This window comes from Paenibacillus sp. FSL K6-3182 (assembly GCF_037976325.1).
Lineage (GTDB): Bacteria > Bacillota > Bacilli > Paenibacillales > Paenibacillaceae > Pristimantibacillus.
In genome coordinates this window covers 2,062,090-2,086,116 of record NZ_CP150265.1, presented here as the reverse complement: position 1 = coordinate 2,086,116, position 24,027 = coordinate 2,062,090, and the positions used below count along the sequence as shown (strand labels likewise).

The window sequence follows — 24,027 nt, the reverse complement described above, 5'->3', positions numbered from 1 at the left end:
TTCAAGGAAACAGCCTGCCCCTTACAGCTAAATGATAAACTGCAACGTGACAGACTGTTTTCTCTATCTATTAAACTTTTACATGATGCCTCAGCTGAAAATAACTCCTTATTTTACGCTGTTGTACCAATCGTTAACTTCTTTTGTAATTTGTTCGCCGCCTGATTTTTTCCAGTTTTCAACCATTGTGTCGAACGAATCTACCGGTTGTTGCCCATATACGATTTTGCTGAACGTTTCATTAAGCAGCTTGTTCAGAAGCTCGTTTTTACTTTGCATCGTTTCCGTCAAAGGACCCATGTAGTAGTTTTTCATACGGATCGAATTTTGGTCCATAACCACTTTCATCGCATCTGTATTCTCTTTTAGACGTGTATTAAACTCTTGTTTCTCGTATGGCGTTACCGGCTCTGCGCCGCTAGCAAGCTTAACATGCGTTTCTGCATACAGAGTAGGAATACGAGCGCCTTCAAAAGTGAGCGTGTAGTAGAGCGGTGGTGCTGTTTGATCCTTCAAACCAGGGAATAGGTCTGGGTATTTTGCAATATCCGCAGTAATAGAGCCGTCTGGAAGTGTTGCATAATCATATCCTTCTGCGAAACCCTTCTCAAACTCGCTGCCCGGCTGCGGGTTAGCCATATTATCGAAGAACCAGTTATAGTAGTGCAAAATAGCTTCAGGATTTTTAGCTTTTTTGTTTACGAATACATAACCGTTTGCTGGCGGGTTGCCGCCTGCGGAGCCAATTTTGCCGTCTGGACCAGCAGGAATTGGATAAGCTTTATATTTTGCGCCAGGAACATTATTCAGAAGATCTGGGAAAGGCCATGCTGGAAGCCAGTTTGGTCCAAAAATAATTCCCGCTTCGCCTTTAGTAAACAATTCCGAGCCAGTTGATTCATCAAGCAATGCTGAATCTTGTGAAATGTAGCCTTTGTCTAACCATTCTTTTAATTTTGTTAATGCATCTTTAGCTGCCGGATTGATCGAACCATGCGCCAAAGATCCATCCGCTGCTTGATTCCATTGACCAGGCATTGTGCCATAAGCGCCAAACACGAAGCCGATATCAGTCATCCAGTTAGCGAAACCATTTTTGAAGCCCGTTGCAAGGCCAATTGTATCCGCTTTGCTGTCTCCGTCTGGATCATTCTTAACGAATGCTTCCATAACCGTTTCCATTTCTGCAAGCGTTGTTGGAGCCTTAAGGTTAAGCTTTGTCAGCCAATCCTCACGAATCCACATGACATGATCTGCGTTGTAGGCATAATCTAGAATAGGCAACGCCATTTTGTCAGCGCCCCGGCTAATTGGCAGCCAGATGGTTGGATCAAGATCAAGGCCTGCTTTGTAAGTATCGTTCGCGTATTTGTCGACCAAATCGCCTACCGGCATAAATTGACCGGAGTCGATCAACATATTAACCGTTTCCATATCTCCGCGGTAAGTGACAACATCCGGCATTTCCTCACCTGATGACAGCATAAGGCGAAGCTTTGTTTTGTATGCATCATTCGTATTCGTTACAACCCAGTTGTATTTAATGTCAATGCCAAGTCTTTCTTTGATAAGACGAGTATGAACATTATCCTCAATGGACTCGCCTTCTTTGAAGATTGAACCATTTTGGTTAAGACCCCAAACTGTCGTTAACGTAATTGGTGTCGTATACTTGCCATCCGCAAAGCCTTCAGTGCTTCCTTCTTCAACCTTGGCTGGTTCGTTGCTCGCTTTGTTTGTTGCTGCCGGACTGTTAGTCCCCTTGTTCGTGTTGTTTCCAGAACAAGCTGCGATTGCGAGCATAAATGATAGTACCAATAAGACCGAAAGCCACTTCTTCATGCCTTTACCCCCGTAAGTTAATTTTTGTTATTATTAACGATATTTGTAATATCGCTTGTTACCAATATACAGCTCGCTTTACAGCTCCGAAAGACCACAATTTTGTTATTGATGCCTTTTTCTTGCACTATTCTTTGACAGCCCCCATGATGATGCCTTTCACGAAATATCGCTGTAAAAAGGGGTATACAAGCAATATCGGCAACGTACCAATGAAGATTTGCGCGGATTTAACGGTACGCTGCGAGATATGCTTAAGCTCGTTGACATCGGGATTTATTTTATTAAAATCCTGCTGTACAATAATCGTTTGCAAAAAGGTTGCTAATGGATATTTTCTATAATCTGTAATATATAACAATCCATCAAACCATGAATTCCAATGTGTAACCATTGTAAACAATGAAATCGTAGCTAAAGCCGGCATTGAAATGGGTAAAAATATACTCCAAAGCGTTCGGAACTGTCCTGCTCCATCCATGAGCGAAGCTTCCTCCAGCTCCTTCGGTACGGCCCGGAAAAAGTTCATTAGAAGCACCATATTAAATACGTTGATCGCCCCTGGCAGAACAAGCGCCCAAATCGAGTTCATTAAATCCAAGTTGCGAATAAGCATGTACGAAGGAACAATACCACCACTGAACAACATCGTAAAGAGAAAATACCACGTATAGACCGAACGGCTCTTAAATGTCCGTCCATCTTTGGATAATGCATAACCCGCTAGAATCATCAAAGACATGCCGACGAGCGTTCCAAGCGCCGTACGCTTAAAACCTACAAAAAGAGCATTGTGAAAATTATCGTTATTCAACGTTTTGGAATAGGCTTCAAAGTTGAAGCCGATTGGCCATAGCTTGACCAGATTCGCGTTGGCTGGTGAGCTGGCGCTTAAGCTTACAGCTAGAATATGAACGAGTGGAATAATACAAGAAATACAAATGACCGCGAGCAAAATATAGTTAAATACTGAAAAAGCTTTATAACCTGTTGTTTTGTGATACATGCTTTTTCTCGCCCCTCTCTTTCCTAGAAAATTCGATAACCTGCGTATTTGTATGCCATTCGGTAAGAGAAAACGATCATGATCAAACCGATTAAAGATTTAAACAAACCAACAGCTGTTCCAAAGCTGTATTGACCATTCAATATCGCTGTCCGATAGACGAACGTATCGATAATGTCTCCCTTATCGTATACAAGCGAATTGTATAGATTGAAGATTTGATCGAAGCCCCCGTTCAAAATATTGCCGAGGGACAACGTACCTACGACAACCGCGATCGGAATCATCGACGGAACCGTGATGTGCAGCGTCTGCTTCCAGCGCGTGGCGCCATCCACCTCAGCCGCTTCGTACAATGAAGGATTTACACCCGCCAGTGCCGCAAGAAACACGATGGTGTTAAAACCGAAGTTTTGCCAAATATCGCTTACGATAACGGTAAAACGGAACCAATCCCCGTTCCCAAGCCAGAACACAGAATCTATACCGAGACTGTTGAGCGTCTGATTCACGATTCCTTTACTGCCCAGCATGTCAGTAAGGATCGCACCTAAAATTACCCATGATATAAAATGCGGCAAGTACACCAGAGTTTGTACCACTCGCTTAAACAGCATTTTTCGAACCTCATTAAGCAGGATCGCGAACGTGAACGGCACGATTAAGCCAAAAACGATCTTTAAGCCCGAAATGATTAAAGTGTTCCAAATGACCTGTTTGCTATCTGGATACTCAAACATAAAGCGGAAGTGCTCCAGTCCAACAAGCTTCGAATGAAACATGCCGTTATAAGGTTTAAAATCCTGAAAGGCCATAATTAGCCCGCTCATTGGTACATAAGCAAATATAAAGGTAACAATAGCCGCCGGAAGCAGCATGAGATGCAAGGGCCAAGTACGGCTAAATAGTTCTCTCGCTCTTTTATCCTTTTGTTGCCTTTGTTTTTTTTCTTGCTGCAGCGGTTTGTTTAGCGCACTTTCCACTGTTCTGCCCCTTTCCAAACAAAATTTGATTTGAGTTTTTTCATCTCTCCTGTATGATTAATTTTACCAGCAGTCTCTCCTGTTCTATAGACCACGATCTTTGGAAGCATGCCATTTTGTTTACTTATGTATCATTATTTTCATAAAAAGAGAGGACTCCAGCATGCGTTTAAGAGAAAACACATTTGCCAAAATGATTACATTGATCGTCCTTTTGCTTATCCCGATCATTATTTTGTATACGCTTTCTATACGGACAAGCATCGGAGTTATCACGGAAGAAATGAAATCGTTGAAGCAGAAGGACATTACATTTCTAGCGAGCGAGATTGATAAAAGCGTAACAACGCTATCAACGCTTGGCTTTCTGCTCAGCGAAGATATCCATATCCAGCAGCTGCAAAATTTACATTTAATTGAAAGCACATACCAGCGAAACGATGAGAAGCTGCGCATTCTCGAGAGGCTCCGCCTGCTCAATGTCGCACAGCGCTGGGATACGCAATACAGCATTACAGCGCCGGCAAGCAAGCAGCTCGTCTCAACAAATACGTATCTCTCGTATGATCTTGAATCGATCAAAAAAATATTGACCCCGACCTGGAAGTACGAGGAAATGACGATTCAAAACATAAAGCAAAATCGTTTCGTACGCCATATCGTCAAGCCAAAAAGCAAAATCACCGATATAGAGAAAGCCGGTATCATCGTTGAGATTTCTTTTCCAGAGGAGCATCTCATAAAAGATTTGGATACTTTCAAGCTGGCAGGCAAAGGCGATCCGTTTCTTGTCCATCCCGATGGGCGCATGATAAAAAATAAAACAGCCGATAAAGAAATGACCAAGAGCATTCAAGCGCTGATCAAAAAAATGACCGTCCCAGAAGCGTCTAATCAAATTATGACGATAAATGGGGATGATTTTCTCGTCACTTCTGCGCATGTAAAAACGTTGGATTGGTATTTGATTGATTACGTACCGCTGGCAAATGTTTTAAAACCAATCGTCAAAAGCCAAAATTTATTTTACGGCTCCGTTGGTTTGCTGCTCATTATGAGCTTGCTCGCAGGTTATTTGCTTTATCGAAACGTACAGCGCCCAATCGGTTTGCTTATTCGAAGTGTGAAACGGCTGCAGGAAGGCAACTATTCCGCAAGAATAACGGTAAACCCCAAAAATGAATTTACTTATTTATTTCAAAGATTTAACGATATGGCTGCGAATACGGAACAGCTCATTCAGAAGGTTTATGTGGAGGAGCTTCGCAGGCGTGAAGCTAATGTAAAGCAGCTGCAATCCCAGATTAATCCTCATTTTTTATACAATTGTTTCGCGCTCATACGCAGCCTTGCTAGGCTGGATAAAAAGGAATCTGTCATGCGGCTTGCCATGCACTTGTCTACCTATTATCGCTATACGACACGGGTCGAGAAGCTGACCGCAACGCTGAGGGAAGAGCTGCAGCTTGTTGAGAGCTATTTGGAAATTCAACAATTTCATATCCAGCACTTGTCCTATCGCATCGAGGTGCCTGATTCGATGCTTGGTGCTCAGATTCCGCGTCTGCTCCTGCAGCCTGTCGTTGAAAACGCGGTTCTGCACGGGATTGAACGATTTGACGGTGATGGGCTCATCACCATTTCAGGTGTTAGCAATGATCGCTATCACACGATTATTGTAGAAGATAACGGGATGGGGATGACGGACGAAGCCCTTCGAAAGCTGGAGAAAAAAATTATCAATCCGCCTGATGATACGAGCGGCTGCGCGCTGTGGAATATTAGGCAGCGGATGCTGTTCCAATTTGGATCTGAGGCTTCAATCAGCTTCCGAATTCGCGAAGAAGGCGGCGTTGCTGTGTACCTGTCTTGGCCGCATGAAAACTATGCCAACTAGGGCGTATCTGAAAACCCGTTCAGTGGCACCTTTCACCGCCTTTTCGCCCCCTGCTTCGTTCCGTTTGCTTGACGTACCCCCGGTACGCCTTCACAAACGCGCCTTGCATGGAACGAAAATTCGGCAAAATTTGCTCTCCTCAGAGCTCTCAGACACGCCTTAGATGAATGAATAGGAGCTGTTCACCATGTATCAACTTTTAATTGTCGATGACCAACCTGATCTCGTAGAGGATTTAGCCAGTAATTTGCCATGGAGCTCAGTTGGCATTGATTCCGTCTACCTTGCACACTCTGGGCGGGAAGCGCTTGATATTATGCAGGCTACGCCTATTGATATCGTCATTACAGATATTCATATGCCCGGCCTCTCCGGCCTTGATTTAATCGAGCAAATCAAAGCATCATGGAGCAATGTGAAATGTATTTTATTGTCCGGCTATAATGATTTTGAGTATGCCCAAAAAGCACTTCAGTTTCAAGCAAGCGACTATTTGCTGAAGCCTGCTGAAGATGAAGAGCTACTGCAAGCCGTTCAGAAAGCAGCTTCCCAGCTGGAAGAACATTGGAAGGAGGTCAGCTCGCATCAAAGCGCGCTAACCTCCTTGAAAGAAAATGTCCCTATTTTACGAAATCATCTTCTGCTCTCTCTTCTGAAGGGACAGGCCTACAGCGACGAAAAATTAACAGAAAAGCTCGACATTCTGAACCTAACTTTTCATCCAAAAGAGCCATATTGTATGATGCTTATGCGGATGGAGGACTACTTCTATGAGCAAAGCGAACGTGACAGCTCGCTGCTTGAATACGCCGTGTGCAACATCGCGGAGGAAATATTTACAGAGGAATATAGGTTATGGCATACGAAGGACGAGCATGGCTACTTTGTATTTCTCATTATGGGCAAAGAAAACCAACGCCAAGAGCAAGCTTCCATGCTGCATCTCATTGAGCAAAAAGCAGCGCAGCTTCAGCATTATGTGAAATTGTATTTAAAGGGGACCATATCGTTAGTCATTACGAAGCAGGATGTATTTCCGCATGAGCTGCGCGAATCCTATGATTTCTCGCTTATTAACTTTAGACAGCGAATTGGCAGTGAACGCGGATTTCTCCTCACACTGACAGAGGAATCACAACAAGGAGAAGCGAATTCTCTCTCTCATTTATACAATCCGCCGCTGCTTATTCATTTGCTTGAGGCGGGACAATGGGACGCGATCGAGGAGAAACTAAATCTAGCGTTTGAGGAGCTGGAGCTTAAATGGGGCGAGTCGCATGAGCATATTTTGGAAACCTATTTCATGATTGCAAGCTCGTTAAGTTTCTCCATTCATAAGAACAAGCTGTGGATGTCCGACATTATGGGATCTGAGTTCAATCAACTGCTTAGCGGTCCCCACTTTCATACGATTAAACAGCTTCGCACGTGGACGTCCGGCATACTTGATAACTATAGAAGCCATATGACTAGCAAAGTACAGCATTCTCGTTCCAGTACGATTCAGAAGGTTCAAGAATATGTTTCCACTCATTTAGAAGACGCTTCACTGCAATCGATTGCTTCACATGTATTTCTGAATCCGTCCTACTTATCAAAAATATATAAGCTGGAAACCGGCGAAGGCATAAGCGACTACTTATCCAGATTGAAAATGGAGACGGCAGCGCATATGCTTCGCACGACAACAGACAAAATTTACGAGATCGCAGCTAAAGTTGGTTACTTGAAAACGAGCTATTTCATAAAGGTGTTCAAAGATCGATACGGCATTACCCCGCAGGAATTCCGTGATCGTTAAGCGGTGATCGCAAAATAATTATAAATGCCATCTTTTTCAGTAAAAGAGATTCGAGCTTGACGCTCCAAATATACCAAATGCGCAAGTGTCTCCGACATTGCAAATCTCAGCTGATGCGCATTCCCGTTCAGACGATTGCCGAATAGAGCCTCGCACATGCCATAGGCGGTGCGGGGCTCTTCTTCGAGCATCCGAACCATTTTGTCTAACCTCCGTATATGATGCTGCTGCAGCTCCAATATCCTGCCATGGAAATCGGTAAAAGGATCCCGATGTCCTGGAAAAGCCAATTCAACCTCATAATGAGCAAGCTCCTGCAAGCTGCCTAGAAATGCTTCCAATGGATCGCCACCCTCACCAGGCACAATGCTCACATTCGGGGTAATATGAGGCATCACCTGATCTCCGCATACCATCCATTTGCGTTCTTTCTGATAGAAACAAAGCTGACCATTTGCATGACCAGGCGCGTCAATTAAGAGCCAGCTCATTCCGCCAATTATGATTTGATCTCCCGCCTGAATATAGGTTACCTCTGGCTGAGGGGATACCATCTCCACAAAGGTTTCAAGATTTTGCGCAATAGCCTCTCTATGCTGAATCGGCATACCATGCTTCGCATATAGAGCCTGTAGCTGCTGGCCGAACTGACTTTTTTCTCCCCACAGCCTAATCGCATAGTCATGTGCCCTGCGTGAAATAAAAACGGGCGCCCCGCTTCTCTCTTGCACATAACCAGCGAGTCCATAATGATCGGGATGCTGATGCGTCAAAATGATTCTTGTAACATTGCGCCACTCCAGGTTATGATGCTGCAAGACTTTATCCCATACCTGAATGGCTTCGTCCGTTCGCAGTCCCGGATCAATAAGCGTATACCCCTGTTCTTCGGGTATAAGATAGCTGTTCACCCACTTGAGGGAAAAGGGAACCGGGACCTTTACCTGCAGCCATCCTTCCTGCCACGAAACCGTATGTAAAAACTCCTGTTCATTTGAAGACGGCATGCTGCTTGAATCCTTATTTTCAAATATCATCTTTTAGCTCTCCCTGTCATAATCATTCGCGGAGAAGCCTCTGGATCGTATTTCGAACCATCGTAATTGCCGTACAGCTTGTCTATTCTAAGACTGCAAGCATCTAGATTGTTTTCGAACCAATCCAAATTGTACAGCCTTACCTGTTCTAAATACTGTCTTGGCTTCTCTTCTTTGTCCGGATTGAAAATTGAAATGCCCTTCTGTACCCAACCATTTGCAATAAATCTTGCCTCCTGTATAAGCAGACCAGTCTCCTCATCTATACGTTCCGATCGGGGCACTAAGGTTTGAGCCACATAAGTAGGATTAAGGAAATCGATTAAAAAACAACCGTCTGTACGCAGCACTCTCCGAATATGCCGAAGCACGCTCACATTATCTTCCTCTGCTGTGAAATAGCCAAATGAGGTAAATAAATTGACAGTAGCATCAAAACGTTCCGCCTCAAACGGCAGCTCGCGCATATCTCCTTTAACCCATTCAACAAGTCCATCTTCATCATGACGATGAGCTTCATCAAGCAATGTAGTCGATAAATCCATTCCTGTAACGGTGTATCCAAGATTTGCTAAAGCGAGTGAATGCCTTCCCATTCCACAGCCTATATCAAGTACATGAGAACCTTCCGCCAGCTCTAGCCAAGCGATCATTTTGGAAGCTTCTTTATTTGCATTTTCCCAATCGCGATGTTTGTAGACAAGCATATAATCGGAGCCGAAGCTCTGTTCGTACCATGGTTTCATATTAATGCTCTCCTTCATCATGGTCATGCGAATTGCTTGCGAATGATGATCACTTTATTGTACTTGAATTCCAACATACTGGCAAAATCGAATCAAATAAGCATAGTTTTCAAATTATACGTGCAAACTATGGAAGCTTATCCAGATCTTTATGCAACTCAGCATCATTTGAAGGGGGGAACCGGCATGAATGAACGTATTCGTTTATTATTTGCAGAAGCCATCGATATCAAATTGGAAAATTTGAAAAATAGCGAAATGAGTATCGAAGTCGCCTATATCGAACCGTTATGCGAAGAGAAAAAAATAAGTGATTTCATTATCGTCCCTTTTATAAAAGAGGAATATTCGTTTCAAGCGCAGCTGGATACAAATCCCGATTATGAAATACTGGAAGATGTCGCTATGTGGCAAAGTCTTCTTCTGCGCGGCCATGTCCTGATTCAAGCAAATGGAGTCGTCTATTCATTCAAAGCTGAACGGGTCATCTGTATTGAGAATTCACAAACACAAGTGGAAAGTGCTATTCAGGGCCCTCAGATCGCATTAAGCGAAAATATAAATATATCACTCAATCTGATCCGAGGCATGTACCCTTCCCCCGATCTCTCGGTGGAAGAGCATTCAATTGGATCATTGTCCAAAACACCCGTGTTCGCCTTATTTGATCAGAGACGTGTAGATCCTACCGTACTTGATAATGTACGTACAAAGTTAACAACGATTAACGTGGAAATGCTTCATTCCGCTGGTGAGCTTGAGAAGCTGTTAGTTGGCAATCGCAAGCATTTGTTTCCAACTATTCTTATTACAGAACGTCCTGACCGCATTACCAGTGCAATTTCCAAGGGGAAAATAATCATTCTCGTAAAGGGAAACATGTTCGCTCTTATTTTGCCGTCAACTTTTTTTGATTTCATGCACGCAGTAGAGGATGATTACGACTCCTATTGGATGACTCGTTTTCTAATCTTCCTTCGTTACACTTCAACTTTGCTTACAATTACTTTGCCTGCTCTCTATATTTCCGTTGTCTCCTATAATCCAGAGCTGTTTCGCGTGCAGCTTGCTTTCTCTATAGCAGGCAGCCGTTCTGCTGTTCCTTATCCCTCGTTCATAGAAGTATTTATTATGCTCTTTATGATCGAAACACTAATCGAAGCAAGCATTCGCTTGCCCAGGTACATCGGCTCCACGGCTACGACCGTTGGAGGACTTATTCTTGGACAAGCCGCTCAGCAAGCCGGTCTCGTAAGCAGCATTATGATTATCGTAACGTCAGTTGTAGCTATTTCAAATTTCGTTATTCCTGTCAATTCGCTGTCATTTGCTGTCCGTTTTTTAAAGTATCCGCTAATCGGGATCGCTATTTTCTTCGGCATCACTGGAGTAGCCGTTGGTTTGTTCATCTATATCACTTATTTATGCAGCCTAAGAAGCTTTGGCAAGCCATATATGCGTATTTTCGGAAAATTAAGGCCGTTAGAAGGCGATGTGGGGCAGGTGAAGATTAAATGAACCGTTATTTCTATTACAACTTTGTACTCGTGAGTTTCATTAATCTATTGCTTTATGTCCCACATATTCTTATTCAATATCGCTATACCGGTGCCGTTTCTTCTATTTTGGTCGGGATTGTTATTGGTACGATACTCGTCTATATGTATACAAGTGCAATGGCTCGATATCCGGGTAAAGGATTGCCCGAGATATTAAAGCTGCATTCTCCGCAATGGCTCGTTACGATCTCCATGTTGTTTTTTTCAGTAATGTGGTGGTTTGCAACGACTATCGTTGTTGTTGCCTACGCTATTCTTATTAATCGTTTTTTCAATCCAGATGCGGATGCGAATATTATTCTAACCATGCTCGTCATTGCCTGCGGTTATGCTGCAACACGTTCAACCCTCTCAGTTATGTTCATCGTTGAAATCGGCATGATCGTAAACGCTCCAATCATTATCTTTATATTGTTTAAAGCTGTACGAAGCAACCAGCTTAATTGGGATGCGATTCATGTCGTAGCCAACTACATAACGGAAATGCCTACATTGACCTGCATTGCAGCCTCTACTTTCATTTTTACCGGTTATATTAATCTTTCATTGTTCAATCGGCTATTTCCGCCAAATTTCCGTTTTAAATTCCGCTTTATTTATCCGATAGCCGGCGCCGTTATTTTATTGATTACATTTTTTGTGCCCATTGGTTTTCATGGGACGGAAGGCGTAAACCAATACATTTACATCTGGAGCCAGACCGCTAATTCCCTGCTTATGCAATACGGCTTTATTGAACGTGTGTTGTTTCTTTTTCTAATCGTTTTTTTAAACCTAACTCTCGTTTATACGATGTCCGGCTGGCATCAGGCGATGGAGTTTGTGAAATCTTGTTTTCCAAGTTATAGGCCGGAGTTTGATAGTCTCAAAACGCCGATGTCCAACTATGTCATCGTCGGCATTTTTGCATTGCTCTCCATCCTATATCTCATGCTAACGAACGAAAAGATGAACATGCTCATTACTACCTATTGGCTCATTGTCCGATTTTTCGTGGAAATATTAATCGTCGTTTGGGTGTTCGTGCTTAGCAAAAGGAGGTCCAAAGCCGTATGAGCATCACCCTTCGAGTCTTTTTGTTAATCCTCTCTCTTGGTTTGCTTGGCGGCTGCGGGTTCAAGGATATCGACAAACGATTCTTCGTGGTCGCTCTTGGCATAGATGCATCAGATAATGAGAAAAAACCGTTTCGTCTTTCCCTGCTACTTGCTGTTCCGTCTCCAAAGATCGAGCCTGGCGCTTCGAAAACGCAGATCGAGACCATTGATACAGAAACCGTCGCAGAAGGCATTCGAATGTTGAAATCCTACGTCGACAAGGAGCTGGATTTCGGGCATTGCAAAGTGTTTCTCATTGGTGAGAAGATTGCCCGCCAAAACTATACGGAAATATTACAATGGATGTCGCGGAGAAGAGATATCCAAAGTGTCGCCGATATTGCTATCGGGAAACCGGACGCGGAATCACTGCTGAAAATAAAGCCTGTGTCAGAGCGTTATCCGGGCAACACGCTTTTTTTAAGCTTTGGAGCTGACGGAACCGAGTCATCCTATACTTACGTAGAAACGTTATCAGACTTCGCTAGGCGTGCTTCCGAGGAAGGACTCGATCCGCTGATGCCTGTTATTACAAAGGATGGTAAAAAGAGCTTCGTCATCAACCGAACAGCGCTGCTGGACAAAACAAAGGTTAAGCTTATATTGTCTCCAGCTGAATCGCAGCTTTACAATCAGCTCGCTGAAGATTTCACCAAATCTTCGATGCATGGCATGTTTGAAGGCTTGGATTTAGTCGTTGCGATTACGGATATGCACTCAACCTTCCGACTCGGGAAGCAAAACGGCCAAGACACAATCACGCTGGATGTTAAGATCAGGGTCGTATTTGAGGAAGCGCCAAAAGGCATATATGAAGATCAGTGGCAGCCCATTGAGCAAAATTTAAATAAGGAATATGCTGAATCTTGCCTCGCGCTTCTCAAAAAAATCCAAAAAGCAAATGTAGATCCCATAGGTTTCGGACTGCGCTATCGGGCTACCCATCCTGGTAAGGAGGCTTGGCAGCAGTGGCAATCCATCTACCCTAACGTTAAATTTATCGTAAATGCCAATATAAAAATTGAAGGTACAGGTATTATCAAATAGGGTTAGCACCACAAACAAAAGAGGTGAGCCAGAAGCTTGTTGCTTCTGGCTCACCTCGAATGATATTTAACTATTATTTTAGGATCAATCGGTTTGTTTGACGCAGCTCATTAATCGTACCAACGCCAATGCCAAACATCGCCGTACGCATTTCAAACTCAATGCGTTCGAATTGCTGCAGCAATTGCTCCTGCGAAATTTCCTTGCTGCTGCTAGCCGCTTGCGGCAGCAATACACGTCCAAAGCCAGCAAGATTTGCGCCTAGCGCTATTGCTTTTGCGGCATCAACACCTGTACGCAAACCTCCGCTTGCAATAATATTTGCCTCGGGAAGCGCAGCGCGAATTTCCGTCACACTCTCAGCAGTCGGTATGCCCCAATCCGCGAATGCTTCAGCAGCTTGCCTTCTTAGATCATCGGTGGAGCGAAACTTCTCGACCTGACTCCATGAAGTTCCACCCGCACCAGCAGCATCAATAAAGGAAACGCCTGCACCCACAAGCGCTGCTGCGGTCTCCGCATCAATACCCCAGCCCACTTCTTTTACTCCAACCGGCACATTAAGCGACCTGCACACCTGCTCAATCGAAACCAATAAATTGCGGAAATCGGTATCTCCTTCGGGTTGAAACACCTCTTGCATGCTGTTGAGATGCAGGACTAACGCATCCGCTTCAGCAATGTCTACAGCTCTGCGGCATGATTCTACACCAAAACCATAATTCAACTGAACCGCACCAATGTTAGCAATAACCGGTACGGTAGGCGCATCTTTCCGTATGGAGAACGAAGCTGCGAGCTGTTCGTTTTCTATTGCGGCGCGCATGGAGCCTAGCCCAATCGCCCAGCCCCTCGTTTCTGCCACAACCGCCAATCGACGATTAATAGCCCCTGCTTCATCCGTTCCTCCAGTCATGGAGCTAACGAGCAGTGGGGCTCCAAGCTTTTTGCCGAACCAATCTGTATTTAGGCTTACTTCAGCGAAGGAAAGCTCAGGCAGTGCATTATGCTTAAAGCGGTACCGCCCCAAGCCCGTTTCAATGCCAACGCTGTTTACTTGCTCCTGCAAGCAAATACGTATATGTTCTCCTTTACGCTTTGCAGTTGCTGCTTGCTGATCTACTGACATGCTTGTTCCTCCCAAGCTTAAACGGCCAACGCCTTTTATAGCAGCGCCGCTCACGTTTCGCTTCTCTATCTTCTATTCCTGCGTATACAACTTGTGAATTTCCTCATCAATAGGCTGAACATATATGTATCCATTAGGCCTGCTTGCACTTTACACTTCATAACCTTTTCAGCGTAGTAACTATGTACTAGTTTAGCACATATTTTTGATTCACGCTCTCAACTCCACGACATTGACACATAAGCTGATCGATCCATTCTGAAGCATGCGCTATGGCGTCTAGAATAGTTCTTCTAATAAATGTGGCATTATAAAGAGACTAACCCCAATCCTAAAAATATGAGCCTGGCCGATGAGTTAGAAGCGACGGCTAGTTCAGTAGACAAATGATTTTTACAATCATTTATTTGAATTTTACAATCATTTTATCTTGTTAAACCGTCGAAATTCATATAAAATATAACTAACAAAAGCCTTATAGGGGGACTAAACATGGAAATGATTATATTTGATACACAACAGGAATTAGATGCTTATGCTGCGGAATTATTTGTAGGTATCGTAAAAGAGAAACCAGATGCAGTACTAGGCCTTGCAACAGGATCGACACCCATCGGAATTTATGACAAAATAGTAGAACTGCATAAACAAAACAACGTTAGCTTTAAAGATGTGACAACGTTCAATTTGGATGAATATGTCGGAATCAAGCCTGATAACGACCAAAGCTACGCCTACTACATGAAGCAGCATCTGTTCTCGCACATCGATATTCCCGAGAACCAAATCCATTTGCCAAATGGCATGGCTTCGGATGTTGAGCTGGAATCGAATGCTTACGATGCAATGTTAGAAGCAAGACCAGTAGATATTCAATTGCTTGGTCTAGGCCACAACGGTCATATTGGATTCAATGAACCTGATGTTAATCTTTCTGGCGGCACTCACGTTGTTAAATTAAAAGAGGAAACGCGTGAAGCAAATGCTCGTTTCTTCGATTCAATGGATGAAGTGCCTGAGTATGCAATTACGATGGGTGTTGGCTCTATTTTAAAAGCTAATACGATCGTGCTGGCTGTTCGTGGTGCTGACAAAGCAGAAATTGTAAAAGAAGCATTGACTGGTCCGATTACGACTAACGTACCGGCTTCATTGCTGCAAACTCATGCGCGCGTCATTGTTCTACTAGACCGCGAGGCGGGAAGGATGTTAAGTTAAATGACCCTAAACTCTGCAAACTGGTTCATCCACAACGTAAATATCGTGCTTGAAGATGGGATAGTTAACGGCAGTGTTTTTGTACAAGATGGGAAGATTGCAAAAATTGTTGCCCAAGATGACAACGTGGCAGCAAACGAGGCTTCAGATGCACAGTTGTCTATAGACGGAAAGGGAGGCTGGCTGCTTCCTGGTTTTATTGATGTGCATGTTCACGGTGGATTTGGTGCGGATTTTATGGATGCCAGCCGTGAAAGCTTCGACACCATTACTAAATTCCATGCCTCACAAGGTACGACAGGCATGCTTGCTACAACAATGACTGCTCCTAAGGAAGCAATTGAAGACGTATTGCATGCCGTTGCAGATTACCGCAGCAGTGAAATGCCTTATGCAGCCTTGTATGGCGTACATTTGGAGGGCCCGTTCATAAGCGAGGCATGGCCAGGCGCTCAAAACCCAGCTTATATTAAAACGCCTCAGCTGGAATGGATGCAGCAATGGCATGCCAAGTGGCCCGATCTTCTCCGTCAGCTTACACTGGCTCCTGAGAAAAGCGGTGCGATTGAGACTATCGCTTGGCTTGCTGAGCAAGGGATCGTCACAGCCTGCGGGCATACGGATGCTGTCTATGAAGAAGTGATCGCTGCTGCAGATGCTGGCCTTACGCAAGCTGTTCATACCTATAATGCAATGCGTGGTCTGCATCACCGTGAGCCCGGAACGCTAGGAGCTGTATTGACCGATGATCGTATTGTGGCCGAGCTCATAGCCGATGGTATTCACGTGCATCCTGCTGCAATTCGTTTGGTGCTCGCTGCTAAACCTTCAGATAAGGTTATACTGATCACAGATGCGATGGCAGCAGCAGGCATGCCGGAAGGCGAATATAGTCTCGGAGGCTTAGCCGTCGTCGTAAAAAACGGCGAAGCAAGATTAAAAGATGGCAACGCCCTAGCAGGCAGCTGTTTAACGATGATTGGTGCCGTACGCTTTATCCATGAGCATACCAACCTATCACTTTCTGAAATTAGTCGGTTGGCTAGCGGCAATGCAGCAAAACAGCTTGGCATCAGCGACCGTACCGGTACAATTGCAAGCGGCAAGCAAGCTGATCTTGTATGGATTGACTCGCAAATGCAGGTTCAACAGACTTGGGCGCAAGGCCGTTCCATATACGAAGCTAAACAAGAGTAAAAAAAGCAAGAGGTTCCGTGCTCAAAGGTTAGATAACCTTTGAGCACGGAACCTCTTTTTAAAATTTGTTAATCCGTAACGTATACGGAAATACCGTGCTGCTTCATTTCAGCTGCAAGCTCTTCAGTGAGCGGAACATCCGTAATGACGCCTTTCAGCTCGGATAAGGAAGCAATGGAAAATAATGAGGTGCGATCTGTCTTCGTATGATCGAATACGGCATATGCCGCTTGTGAACGCTTAATGAGTGCTTTAGCAATTTGCGCTTCTTGCTCGGAGTAGGTCGTGATGCCGCCAGCAGCAGATATACCATCAACACCGATAAACATTTTTCCGATATGCAAATGAGCGACCATTCCCTCACCTAGAGGGCCGCACAGCTCAAAGCTGTTATGGCGCATAATGCCACCGGTAACGACAACCTGAATATCACTGCCCGCAAGCTCCATTGCGATGTTAACCGCATTGGTTACTACCGTGATGCCCCGCCTCGATTTGATCATCTTAGCAATAAGGAAATTTGTTGTACCGCCAGAGAGACCAATCACATCGCCTTCCAAAATTAAAGAAGCAGCTAATTCCGCGATATGCTCTTTCTCCAGAATCGACAAACCTTCCTTCTCCGCAAAAGGCAAATCCCTTACTGAATTCATTCCATCATACATCGCACCGCCAATCGTCCGAATAACCGGATAATCAGCTTCCATTTGCTCAAGATCTCTTCGAGCCGTCGCTTCAGAGCAGCCGAAGCGCTCAACCATTTCCAAAATCGTCACCCTGCCCTGCTGCTTCAAAAGCTGCAGAATAGCTTCACGGCGACGCTGACCCTTGTTACCGATCAATTCAGCCATTGTCAGCGCTCCACCCAAGCCTTGGCGGACATCCGCTGTTGGACGACACTCCATTCCGGCAAAGCTTCCCAGTCGCCACGCATTTGAACGACTAATGATCCATTAATACTTGCAAGCCGTACTGCTTCTACAGGGGATAATCCCTTCATAATTCCTGCCAAGAAACCAGCGCAAAAACCGTCACCCGCGCCTACAGTATCAACAACCTGCTCAGCCGGATAGAAAGGCAAGCTTTCTTCCTGCCCTTTGTTTAGAACAATCGTCGTGTCGCCTCTGCCTTTAATGATCGACACCGCTTTTAATTGATTTAGCTGGCCTTTAATATGCTCATAATCGTCTGTTTCGTACAATAGCTTAAGCTCGTCCCATCCTGGCAAAAAGTAATCCGCATCTGCTGCAAGCGGCAGCAGTGCTGCACGAGCTTCTTCGATTGACCACAGCTTAAGCCGCAGGTTCGGGTCAAAGCTGACAAGCACCCCAGCTTCCTTCGCAATATCGATAGCGCGGCGAACCGTCTTGCGGCAATCCTCGCTAAGCGCAGCTGTGATACCGGTTACATGAAGCAGTTTAGCACCGCGAATATAATCCTCATCAAGATGCTCAGGCAGCATCCGACTAGCTGCCGAATGCTTTCTGAAATAATGAACGGCTGTTCTACCCGCTACATGCTCACGAAACATCATGCCCGTAGGAGCTTCCGAGCTAAGCTGCGCACGAGATACGTCTACACCCTCGCCTCGCAGCGTCTTCAAAATAATTTTGCCAAACGGATCGTCGCCGAGAGCGCCAAACCATCCAACAGAGGAGCCTAGACGTGCAAGTCCTATTGCGACATTGCTTTCCGCTCCGCCAAAGCTTTGTTCCAGCGTAGCGGCGCGTTCGATTGACTTATGCTCCTCTGGCATAAACAAAGCCATTGATTCGCCAAACGTAACAATTTGCGGCGATGATTCTAACACGTAAAAATCCCCCTATAGCGTTATATAATCGGCGTTATACATATTAGCTTTAGATCATCGGAAACTTCATGAAGTAGATAATAGCGATGTATAGCACCAATACGATGATGCTCATCACGCGTGCTTTGTTAATGTGTGCAGTTGCGCTTTTGCCTTCTTGAATGGATGCAACTACAAGCTTAAGAGGCTTGGAAATAATTCCGCCTAGTGCCGCAATTGCCAGGAACAGCAAAATAATAATGACCATCCATGCCACCTTGTAATCCGCTTGCGACATCAAATATCCACCTGTTAGCAGCTGCAAAACTAGAAAATATTGCGCAATTCGGTTTGCCGAACGCAGGCCGTCAGCTAATCCGCCTTGTCCAACTCCGGCAAGCTTAGTAGCTCTACCCAGCATGATTGGAAGAACGATATAGAAGCCCATACCTACTGCACCAATCACGTGCAAAAATAACATTACTTTAAACATTTTAACTCCTCCTGTTTTGGTAAAACGTAATCATTCATTCATCGATTCGCAATGCCAAAATTAATTCTATAAATAGTTTATCAGAAACGAGATTTTTTTCAAATGACTATGCTCCTGAACCGAGGTTTTATACCCTTTTTTGTTGAATTAGCTCCGAATTCGTTCCCTAAATTTTCACACTTTAATTAGAAAGCTCATTTTAATCGATTTTCGGTAGGCTTTAAGCTTTAAAGCCGTATTTACTCATAACCCCATGAATTGCAAAATAAGTAACTTCCTCAGGCAAAACATCCTTTATGGGACGCAGCTTATCGATTCCTTGCTCGCCAATGGCATGGACGATCAATTGCTCATATTCTGCTGGGATGATTCTGCTCCAATCGATTTCTTCACCTTCATCTGCACATCGAATGATATGTCCTTCAACCGTTACTTTCGTTAATCCGCGTTCCTTCGCTATTTCATCCGGTTCCAGCCCACTTTGAAATAGCTTGAGTGTAGCATAGTGACTTGGCTGCTCATCATTTGTTGCTGCCTTCTTGACGACTGACGGCTCTCTAGCCGCAGTTGTAATCATTCCTTCGGCTTGACCTTCTCCTCCGAACGATTGAATAATCGAGAGCAGGTCTTCTCCATATTTCTCCGCCTTCGCAGCACCAATTCCCTTCACGCTAAGCAATTGATTCTCGTTTTGCGGCCGAGCTATTGCGATTTCTCGCAGCGTTGCATCAAAGAACAACATAAATGGAGGCACACCCTCTGTAGCTGCCTTTTCTTTGCGCCATTGCTTGAGCGCATCGAATAGAGGTGAAGCAGCTGCTGAATCGGAAGAGGCTGCTTGCCGAACCGTTGCTCTAACTCTTTGCATGATTGGTTCGCGGCCTTCCAGTACCGGCAGTGCGCTCGCAGTTAGCGAGACGACTGGATATTGCCCTTCACTAAGCTTTAAGTATCCTTCAGCCACGAGCCAATAAAGCCAGTCCGCTATCTCTTTCTCGGGCAAATGCCGCATTAAACCATACGTAGTCAAACGATCGAGCCCAAATTCAAGCAGCCGTTTATCACGTGATCCCTTTAGTACCTTGGCTGCCATCGTTACACCGAAACGCCCTCTCATTCGACCTACGCAGGAGAGCGCCATCTTCGCTTCCTCCGTCCGGTTAACCGGCTCGCTCTTATCGAGACAGCTGCTGCATTTCCCGCACGCCACAACATCCGTCTCTCCGAAATAATCAACAATAAATTGCTGCAAACAACGCTGTGTTCGACTATAGTTCATCATGGTATGGAGCTTAGATAGCTGAATCGATTTACGATCTGAATCCCCAGTGCCCTGTTCGATCAGAAAGCGCTGCACCTGCATATCAGCCGGTTCGAACAAGAGAATGCATTCGCTCTCCTCTCCATCACGGCCGGCACGGCCGGCTTCTTGGTAATAGGATTCAATATCGCTAGTCATTTGCCAATGCAGCACATAACGAACGTTTGGTTTATCAATGCCCATTCCAAAAGCGTTCGTTGCAACCATTACACGAATCTCATCGAATCGAAACTTCTCCTGTGTGTCGGCGCGCTCAGCATCCGACAACCCACCGTGGTATTTGCCTGCTTGAATGCCTCTGCGTGTTAATTGCTCATATACATTCTCGACTTCTTTTCTAGTTGCTGCATAAATAATGCCTGATTGATCCTTACGCCCTGATATGAAGCTCTCAAGAAACTTTTTCTTATCCACGCCTGTAACGACGGATAGAGACAAATTTGGTCTCGCAAATCCCGTTACAAAAATGCTAGGTTCACGCAGCTTGAGCATTTCTGAAATATCAAGCGCTACCTCGTTTGTTGCTGTAGCCGTAAACGCCGCAACGAGCGGCCGATCCTTCATTCGAGCAATCCAGCCTGCCAGCTGACGATAGCTGGGACGGAAGTCGTGCCCCCACTGTGATACGCAGTGAGCCTCGTCTATCGCAATGAGCGGTATAGTGAGCGTCTCAGATAACGATTGGAACATCGGCGCATCAAGTCGTTCAGGCGCAACATACAGCAGCTTATATTCTCCCATCATCGCGTTTCGCATCACATCTCGATATTCAGCTGCTCCTAGCGAGCTGTTAAGAAACGCTGCAGATACCCCGACTCGCCTCAGCGCATCAACCTGATCCTTCATGAGCGAGATGAGCGGCGAAATAACAAGAGACGTTCCCGGCAAAAGCATGGATGGAATTTGATAACAAATCGATTTTCCGCCTCCGGTCGGCAAAATAGCTAGTGTATCGCGTCCATTCATAATCCCCGATATAATGTCTTCCTGTCCTTTACGGAAAGAGTCATAGCCATATACCTGTTTCAAGGCTTGTCTTGCTTGTTCGATCAACCTGTTCCCCTCCCATAGTAAACCTTTTCTTTTGTACCTTGAAAATAAACAAGAGGACCCTGGCAGCATTCTGTCAGGGTCCTCCCAAACGCATTCATTTATAAAAGCAGCAATTGAGCTTGCTTGCTAGCCTGTTACTACTTGGATAACGTTGCGTACGGATTGAGCAGATTTATCAAGTGCAGCCTTTTCTTCAGCAGTCAAATCAAGCTCAAGCACCTTTTCAATGCCGTCACCGCCAATGATTGTTGGCACACCCATGAACAAGTTATTATAACCGTATTCGCCTTCAAGCAAAGCGATAACTGGAATAATTCGTTTTTTGTCTTTAAGGATAGCTTCTGTCATTTGAACCAGCGAAGCTGCAGGCGCATAATACGCGCTGCCGTTGCCGAGCAGGTTTACGATTTCGCCGCCGCCAACGCGAGCGCGTTGTACGATTGCTTCAATTCGTTCTGCTGATATAAGCTTCTCAATTGGGATGCCGCCAACATTTGAGTAGCGAACGAGTGGGACCATATCGTCGCCATGTCCGCCAAGCACAAAGCCGCGAACATCTTCAACGGATACGTTAAGCTCTTGCGCAATAAATGTGCAATAACGAGCTGTATCAAGGACGCCTGATTGACCGATTACACGGTTTTTAGGGAATCCAAGCGTTTGGAAGGCTGCATAAGTCATTGCATCCACCGGATTGCTTAAAATAATAACATAAGCGTTAGGGCTAGTTTCTTTAATGTTTTCGCAAACGGATCTTACGATTCCAGCGTTCGTGCTAACAAGGTCGTCACGGCTCATACCTGGTTTACGAGCGATACCTGCAGTGATGATCACAACATCAGAATCTTTTGTATCTTCGTAGTTGGCAGTACCGATAATGTTTGCATCTACTCCAAGCACCGGTGTCGCTTCAAGCATATCAAGTGCTTTACCTTTAGTTGGGTTTTCAAGCGGTGCGATATCAACAAGAACAACATCGCCTAGTTCTTTTTGAGCTAGCATAAGTGCAGTAGTAGCGCCAGTGAAGCCAGCTCCTACTACAGTAATTTTTTTACGCTTAATCGCCATCTGGTGTAAACCTCCTGTAACTTTAGTTAAAGGGGAGACCCCTTTGACCCCCTGTTTTCACTTGCAACCTCCCAAGAGATGTCGAACCCACCTAAATCCTCCCTTCCAAGGGAGGACCTAAGGGGCGCTGCGCCCTCTGGACACCTGCCATTTGGACTAACGCAGGAGGGATATCGGCGCTCTTGAGCGACTGTTGAGCATGGATCGCTTTCGTCCCTTTGGGACACGCTTTACGCTTATTCGCGAAGGGAATGTTTCCCTTGCGGGACGCCATTCCCCGTGCGAAAAGCAATAGAATAAAAGATGAGGGGGGCATCTGCCCCCCTACTTTTTATAAAACTACATGTTTTTGATGATTTCGTCTGCGAATGCGGAACATTTTACTTCTGTTGCGCCTTCCATCAAGCGAGCGAAGTCATAAGTTACTGTTTTGTTGTTGATCGAAGCTTCCATACCTTTATAGATAAGGTCAGCCGCTTCTTGCCAGCCTAGGTGCTCAAGAAGCATTACGCCGGAAAGGATTACGGAACCTGGGTTAACTACGTCAAGGTCAGCATATTTCGGAGCTGTACCGTGAGTAGCTTCGAAGATTGCGTGTCCAGTCAAGTAGTTGATGTTCGCGCCCGGAGCAATACCGATACCGCCAACTTGTGCTGCAAGAGCATCGGACAAGTAGTCGCCGTTCAAGTTCAATGTAGCGATAACATCAAAGTCAGTCGGACGAGTAAGTACTTGTTGCAATGCGATATCCGCAATTGCGTCTTTAACGATTAGCTTGCCAGCTGCTTCTGCATCTTTTTGTGCTTTGTTAGCTGCGTCAGTGCCTTCTGCTTCTTTAATGCGGTCGTATTGACCCCATGTGAAAGTCTCGTTAGCGAATTCTTCTTCAGCCACTTCGTAGCCCCAGTTTTTGAACGCGCCTTCTGTGTATTTCATGATGTTGCCTTTGTGTACAAGTGTAACTGATTTTTTGCTGTGTTTGATTGCGTACTCGATCGCTGCGCGAACAAGACGTTTCGAACCTTCTTTCGATACTGGCTTAATGCCGATACCGGAAGTTTCTGGGAAGCGGATTTTGTTAGCTCCCATTTCGTTTTGCAAGAACTCGATTACTTTCTTCACTTCTGCAGAACCTTCTTGGTACTCGATGCCCGCATAGATATCTTCTGTATTTTCACGGAAAATAACCATGTCAACAAGCTCAGGACGTTTTACTGGGGAAGGTACACCCGTGAAGTAACGAACAGGACGCAAGCAAGTGTAAAGATCAAGTTCTTGACGAAGTGCAACGTTCAATGAACGAATGCCGCCGCCGATAGGCGTAGTCAATGGTCCTTTAATTGCAACGATATATTCACGGATTGCTGTCAAAGTATCAGCTGGCAGCCACTCGCCGTATGTGTTGAAAGCTTTTTCGCCGGCAAATACTTCGTACCAAGCGATTTTTTTCTCGCCGTTATAAGCTTTTTCTACCGCTGCATCAAGTGCGCGTTTCGAAGCTTTCCAAATGTCGCGGCCAGTGCCGTCGCCTTCGATAAAAGGAATAATTGGGTTGTTAGGTACTTGAAGTACACCGTTGTCAATTGTAATTTGTTCGCCTTCAGTTGGAAGCGCGAATTTTTCGAACTTAGCCATGAATAAAATCCTCCTTAGAATTGTACCTGCTTAATAGCAAGCATAAATGAAATATGATGTCTTTTTTTAAAGAACAGAGAGCGTAAAGCTTATCCGCTCTCTCTATTGT

Annotated in this window: 19 protein-coding genes; 7 read left to right on the top strand and 12 right to left on the bottom strand. The window is 45.0% G+C overall.

Features of this window, described 5'->3' with window-relative positions; translation table 11 throughout:
* Positions 1 to 108: 108 nt before the first annotated feature.
* The 3 genes from MHH56_RS09065 to MHH56_RS09055 form a co-directional block, all read right to left on the bottom strand.
* The gene (locus MHH56_RS09065; RefSeq protein WP_339207822.1) at positions 109 to 1,842 is read right to left on the bottom strand and encodes an extracellular solute-binding protein; all 1,734 of its coding nucleotides are present in this window, start codon (positions 1,840 to 1,842) and stop codon (positions 109 to 111) included.
* A 127-nt stretch (positions 1,843 to 1,969) separates the two neighbouring features.
* A complete protein-coding gene (locus tag MHH56_RS09060; RefSeq protein WP_339207821.1) occupies positions 1,970 to 2,848 on the bottom strand; it encodes a carbohydrate ABC transporter permease in 879 nt (292 codons plus the stop codon).
* A 23-nt stretch (positions 2,849 to 2,871) separates the two neighbouring features.
* Complete coding sequence (locus tag MHH56_RS09055; protein ID WP_076268055.1) at positions 2,872 to 3,726, bottom strand: ABC transporter permease subunit; 855 nt, start codon at positions 3,724 to 3,726, stop codon at positions 2,872 to 2,874.
* A 268-nt stretch (positions 3,727 to 3,994) separates the two neighbouring features.
* Here MHH56_RS09055 and MHH56_RS09050 point away from each other — a divergent pair, with 268 nt between their 5' ends.
* Together MHH56_RS09050 and MHH56_RS09045 are read left to right on the top strand one after the other, a co-directional pair.
* Entirely contained in the window at positions 3,995 to 5,728 is a 1,734-nt protein-coding gene (locus tag MHH56_RS09050) for a histidine kinase (protein ID WP_339207820.1), read from the top strand.
* A gap of 187 nt (positions 5,729 to 5,915) precedes the next feature.
* Positions 5,916 to 7,529, top strand: coding sequence for a response regulator (locus MHH56_RS09045; protein ID WP_339207819.1), 1,614 nt, complete (start codon positions 5,916 to 5,918; stop codon positions 7,527 to 7,529).
* Here the strand turns inward: MHH56_RS09045 and MHH56_RS09040 are convergent.
* Complete coding sequence (locus tag MHH56_RS09040) at positions 7,526 to 8,566, bottom strand: MBL fold metallo-hydrolase (RefSeq protein ID WP_339207818.1); 1,041 nt, start codon at positions 8,564 to 8,566, stop codon at positions 7,526 to 7,528. The two genes, MHH56_RS09045 and MHH56_RS09040, sit on opposite strands and share 4 nt — an antisense overlap.
* On the bottom strand, positions 8,563 to 9,312 hold the full coding sequence (locus MHH56_RS09035; protein ID WP_339207817.1) for a methyltransferase domain-containing protein: 750 nt from the start codon (positions 9,310 to 9,312) through the stop codon (positions 8,563 to 8,565). The genes MHH56_RS09040 and MHH56_RS09035 overlap by 4 nt, the downstream gene beginning before the upstream one ends.
* 186 nt (positions 9,313 to 9,498) lie before the next feature.
* Here MHH56_RS09035 and MHH56_RS09030 point away from each other — a divergent pair, with 186 nt between their 5' ends.
* From MHH56_RS09030 to MHH56_RS09020, 3 genes are read left to right on the top strand one after another with little or no spacing between them, the layout of a single operon-like run.
* A complete protein-coding gene (locus MHH56_RS09030) occupies positions 9,499 to 10,830 on the top strand; it encodes a spore germination protein (protein ID WP_339207815.1) in 1,332 nt (443 codons plus the stop codon).
* Complete coding sequence (locus MHH56_RS09025; protein ID WP_339207814.1) at positions 10,827 to 11,927, top strand: GerAB/ArcD/ProY family transporter; 1,101 nt, start codon at positions 10,827 to 10,829, stop codon at positions 11,925 to 11,927. Before MHH56_RS09030 ends, MHH56_RS09025 begins: the two co-directional genes overlap by 4 nt.
* Entirely contained in the window at positions 11,924 to 13,015 is a 1,092-nt protein-coding gene (locus MHH56_RS09020; RefSeq protein ID WP_339207813.1) for a Ger(x)C family spore germination protein, read from the top strand. The genes MHH56_RS09025 and MHH56_RS09020 overlap by 4 nt, the downstream gene beginning before the upstream one ends.
* Before the next feature lie 73 nt (positions 13,016 to 13,088).
* Here the strand turns inward: MHH56_RS09020 and fni are convergent, their stop codons facing one another.
* A complete protein-coding gene (gene fni / locus MHH56_RS09015) occupies positions 13,089 to 14,144 on the bottom strand; it encodes a type 2 isopentenyl-diphosphate Delta-isomerase (RefSeq protein ID WP_339207812.1) in 1,056 nt (351 codons plus the stop codon).
* A gap of 492 nt (positions 14,145 to 14,636) precedes the next feature.
* Between fni and nagB the strand changes: the two genes are divergently transcribed.
* Both nagB and nagA read left to right on the top strand, forming a co-directional pair.
* Complete coding sequence (gene nagB / locus MHH56_RS09010) at positions 14,637 to 15,362, top strand: glucosamine-6-phosphate deaminase (protein ID WP_076267784.1); 726 nt, start codon at positions 14,637 to 14,639, stop codon at positions 15,360 to 15,362.
* Positions 15,363 to 16,559: an N-acetylglucosamine-6-phosphate deacetylase gene (gene nagA, locus MHH56_RS09005; RefSeq protein ID WP_339207811.1), complete on the top strand. Its 1,197-nt coding sequence runs from the start codon at positions 15,363 to 15,365 to the stop codon at positions 16,557 to 16,559.
* A 68-nt stretch (positions 16,560 to 16,627) separates the two neighbouring features.
* On the opposite strand, the gene MHH56_RS09000 is transcribed toward nagA, so the two are convergent.
* The 6 genes from MHH56_RS09000 to icd all read right to left on the bottom strand — a co-directional run bounded on the left by MHH56_RS09000 (position 16,628) and on the right by icd (position 23,918).
* Entirely contained in the window at positions 16,628 to 17,410 is a 783-nt protein-coding gene (locus MHH56_RS09000; protein WP_076267786.1) for a DeoR/GlpR family DNA-binding transcription regulator, read from the bottom strand.
* A 2-nt stretch (positions 17,411 to 17,412) separates the two neighbouring features.
* The gene (locus MHH56_RS08995; RefSeq protein ID WP_339207810.1) at positions 17,413 to 18,369 is read right to left on the bottom strand and encodes a sugar kinase; all 957 of its coding nucleotides are present in this window, start codon (positions 18,367 to 18,369) and stop codon (positions 17,413 to 17,415) included.
* A gap of 49 nt (positions 18,370 to 18,418) precedes the next feature.
* A complete protein-coding gene (locus tag MHH56_RS08990; RefSeq protein ID WP_076267788.1) occupies positions 18,419 to 18,841 on the bottom strand; it encodes a hypothetical protein in 423 nt (140 codons plus the stop codon).
* 220 nt (positions 18,842 to 19,061) lie between these two features.
* Positions 19,062 to 21,215, bottom strand: coding sequence for a DNA helicase RecQ (gene recQ / locus MHH56_RS08985; RefSeq protein WP_339207809.1), 2,154 nt, complete (start codon positions 21,213 to 21,215; stop codon positions 19,062 to 19,064).
* A gap of 126 nt (positions 21,216 to 21,341) precedes the next feature.
* Positions 21,342 to 22,283: a malate dehydrogenase gene (gene mdh / locus MHH56_RS08980; protein WP_076267790.1), complete on the bottom strand. Its 942-nt coding sequence runs from the start codon at positions 22,281 to 22,283 to the stop codon at positions 21,342 to 21,344.
* Positions 22,284 to 22,622: 339 nt separating this feature from the next.
* Entirely contained in the window at positions 22,623 to 23,918 is a 1,296-nt protein-coding gene (icd, locus tag MHH56_RS08975) for an NADP-dependent isocitrate dehydrogenase (protein WP_076267791.1), read from the bottom strand.
* Positions 23,919 to 24,027 lie beyond the last annotated feature (109 nt).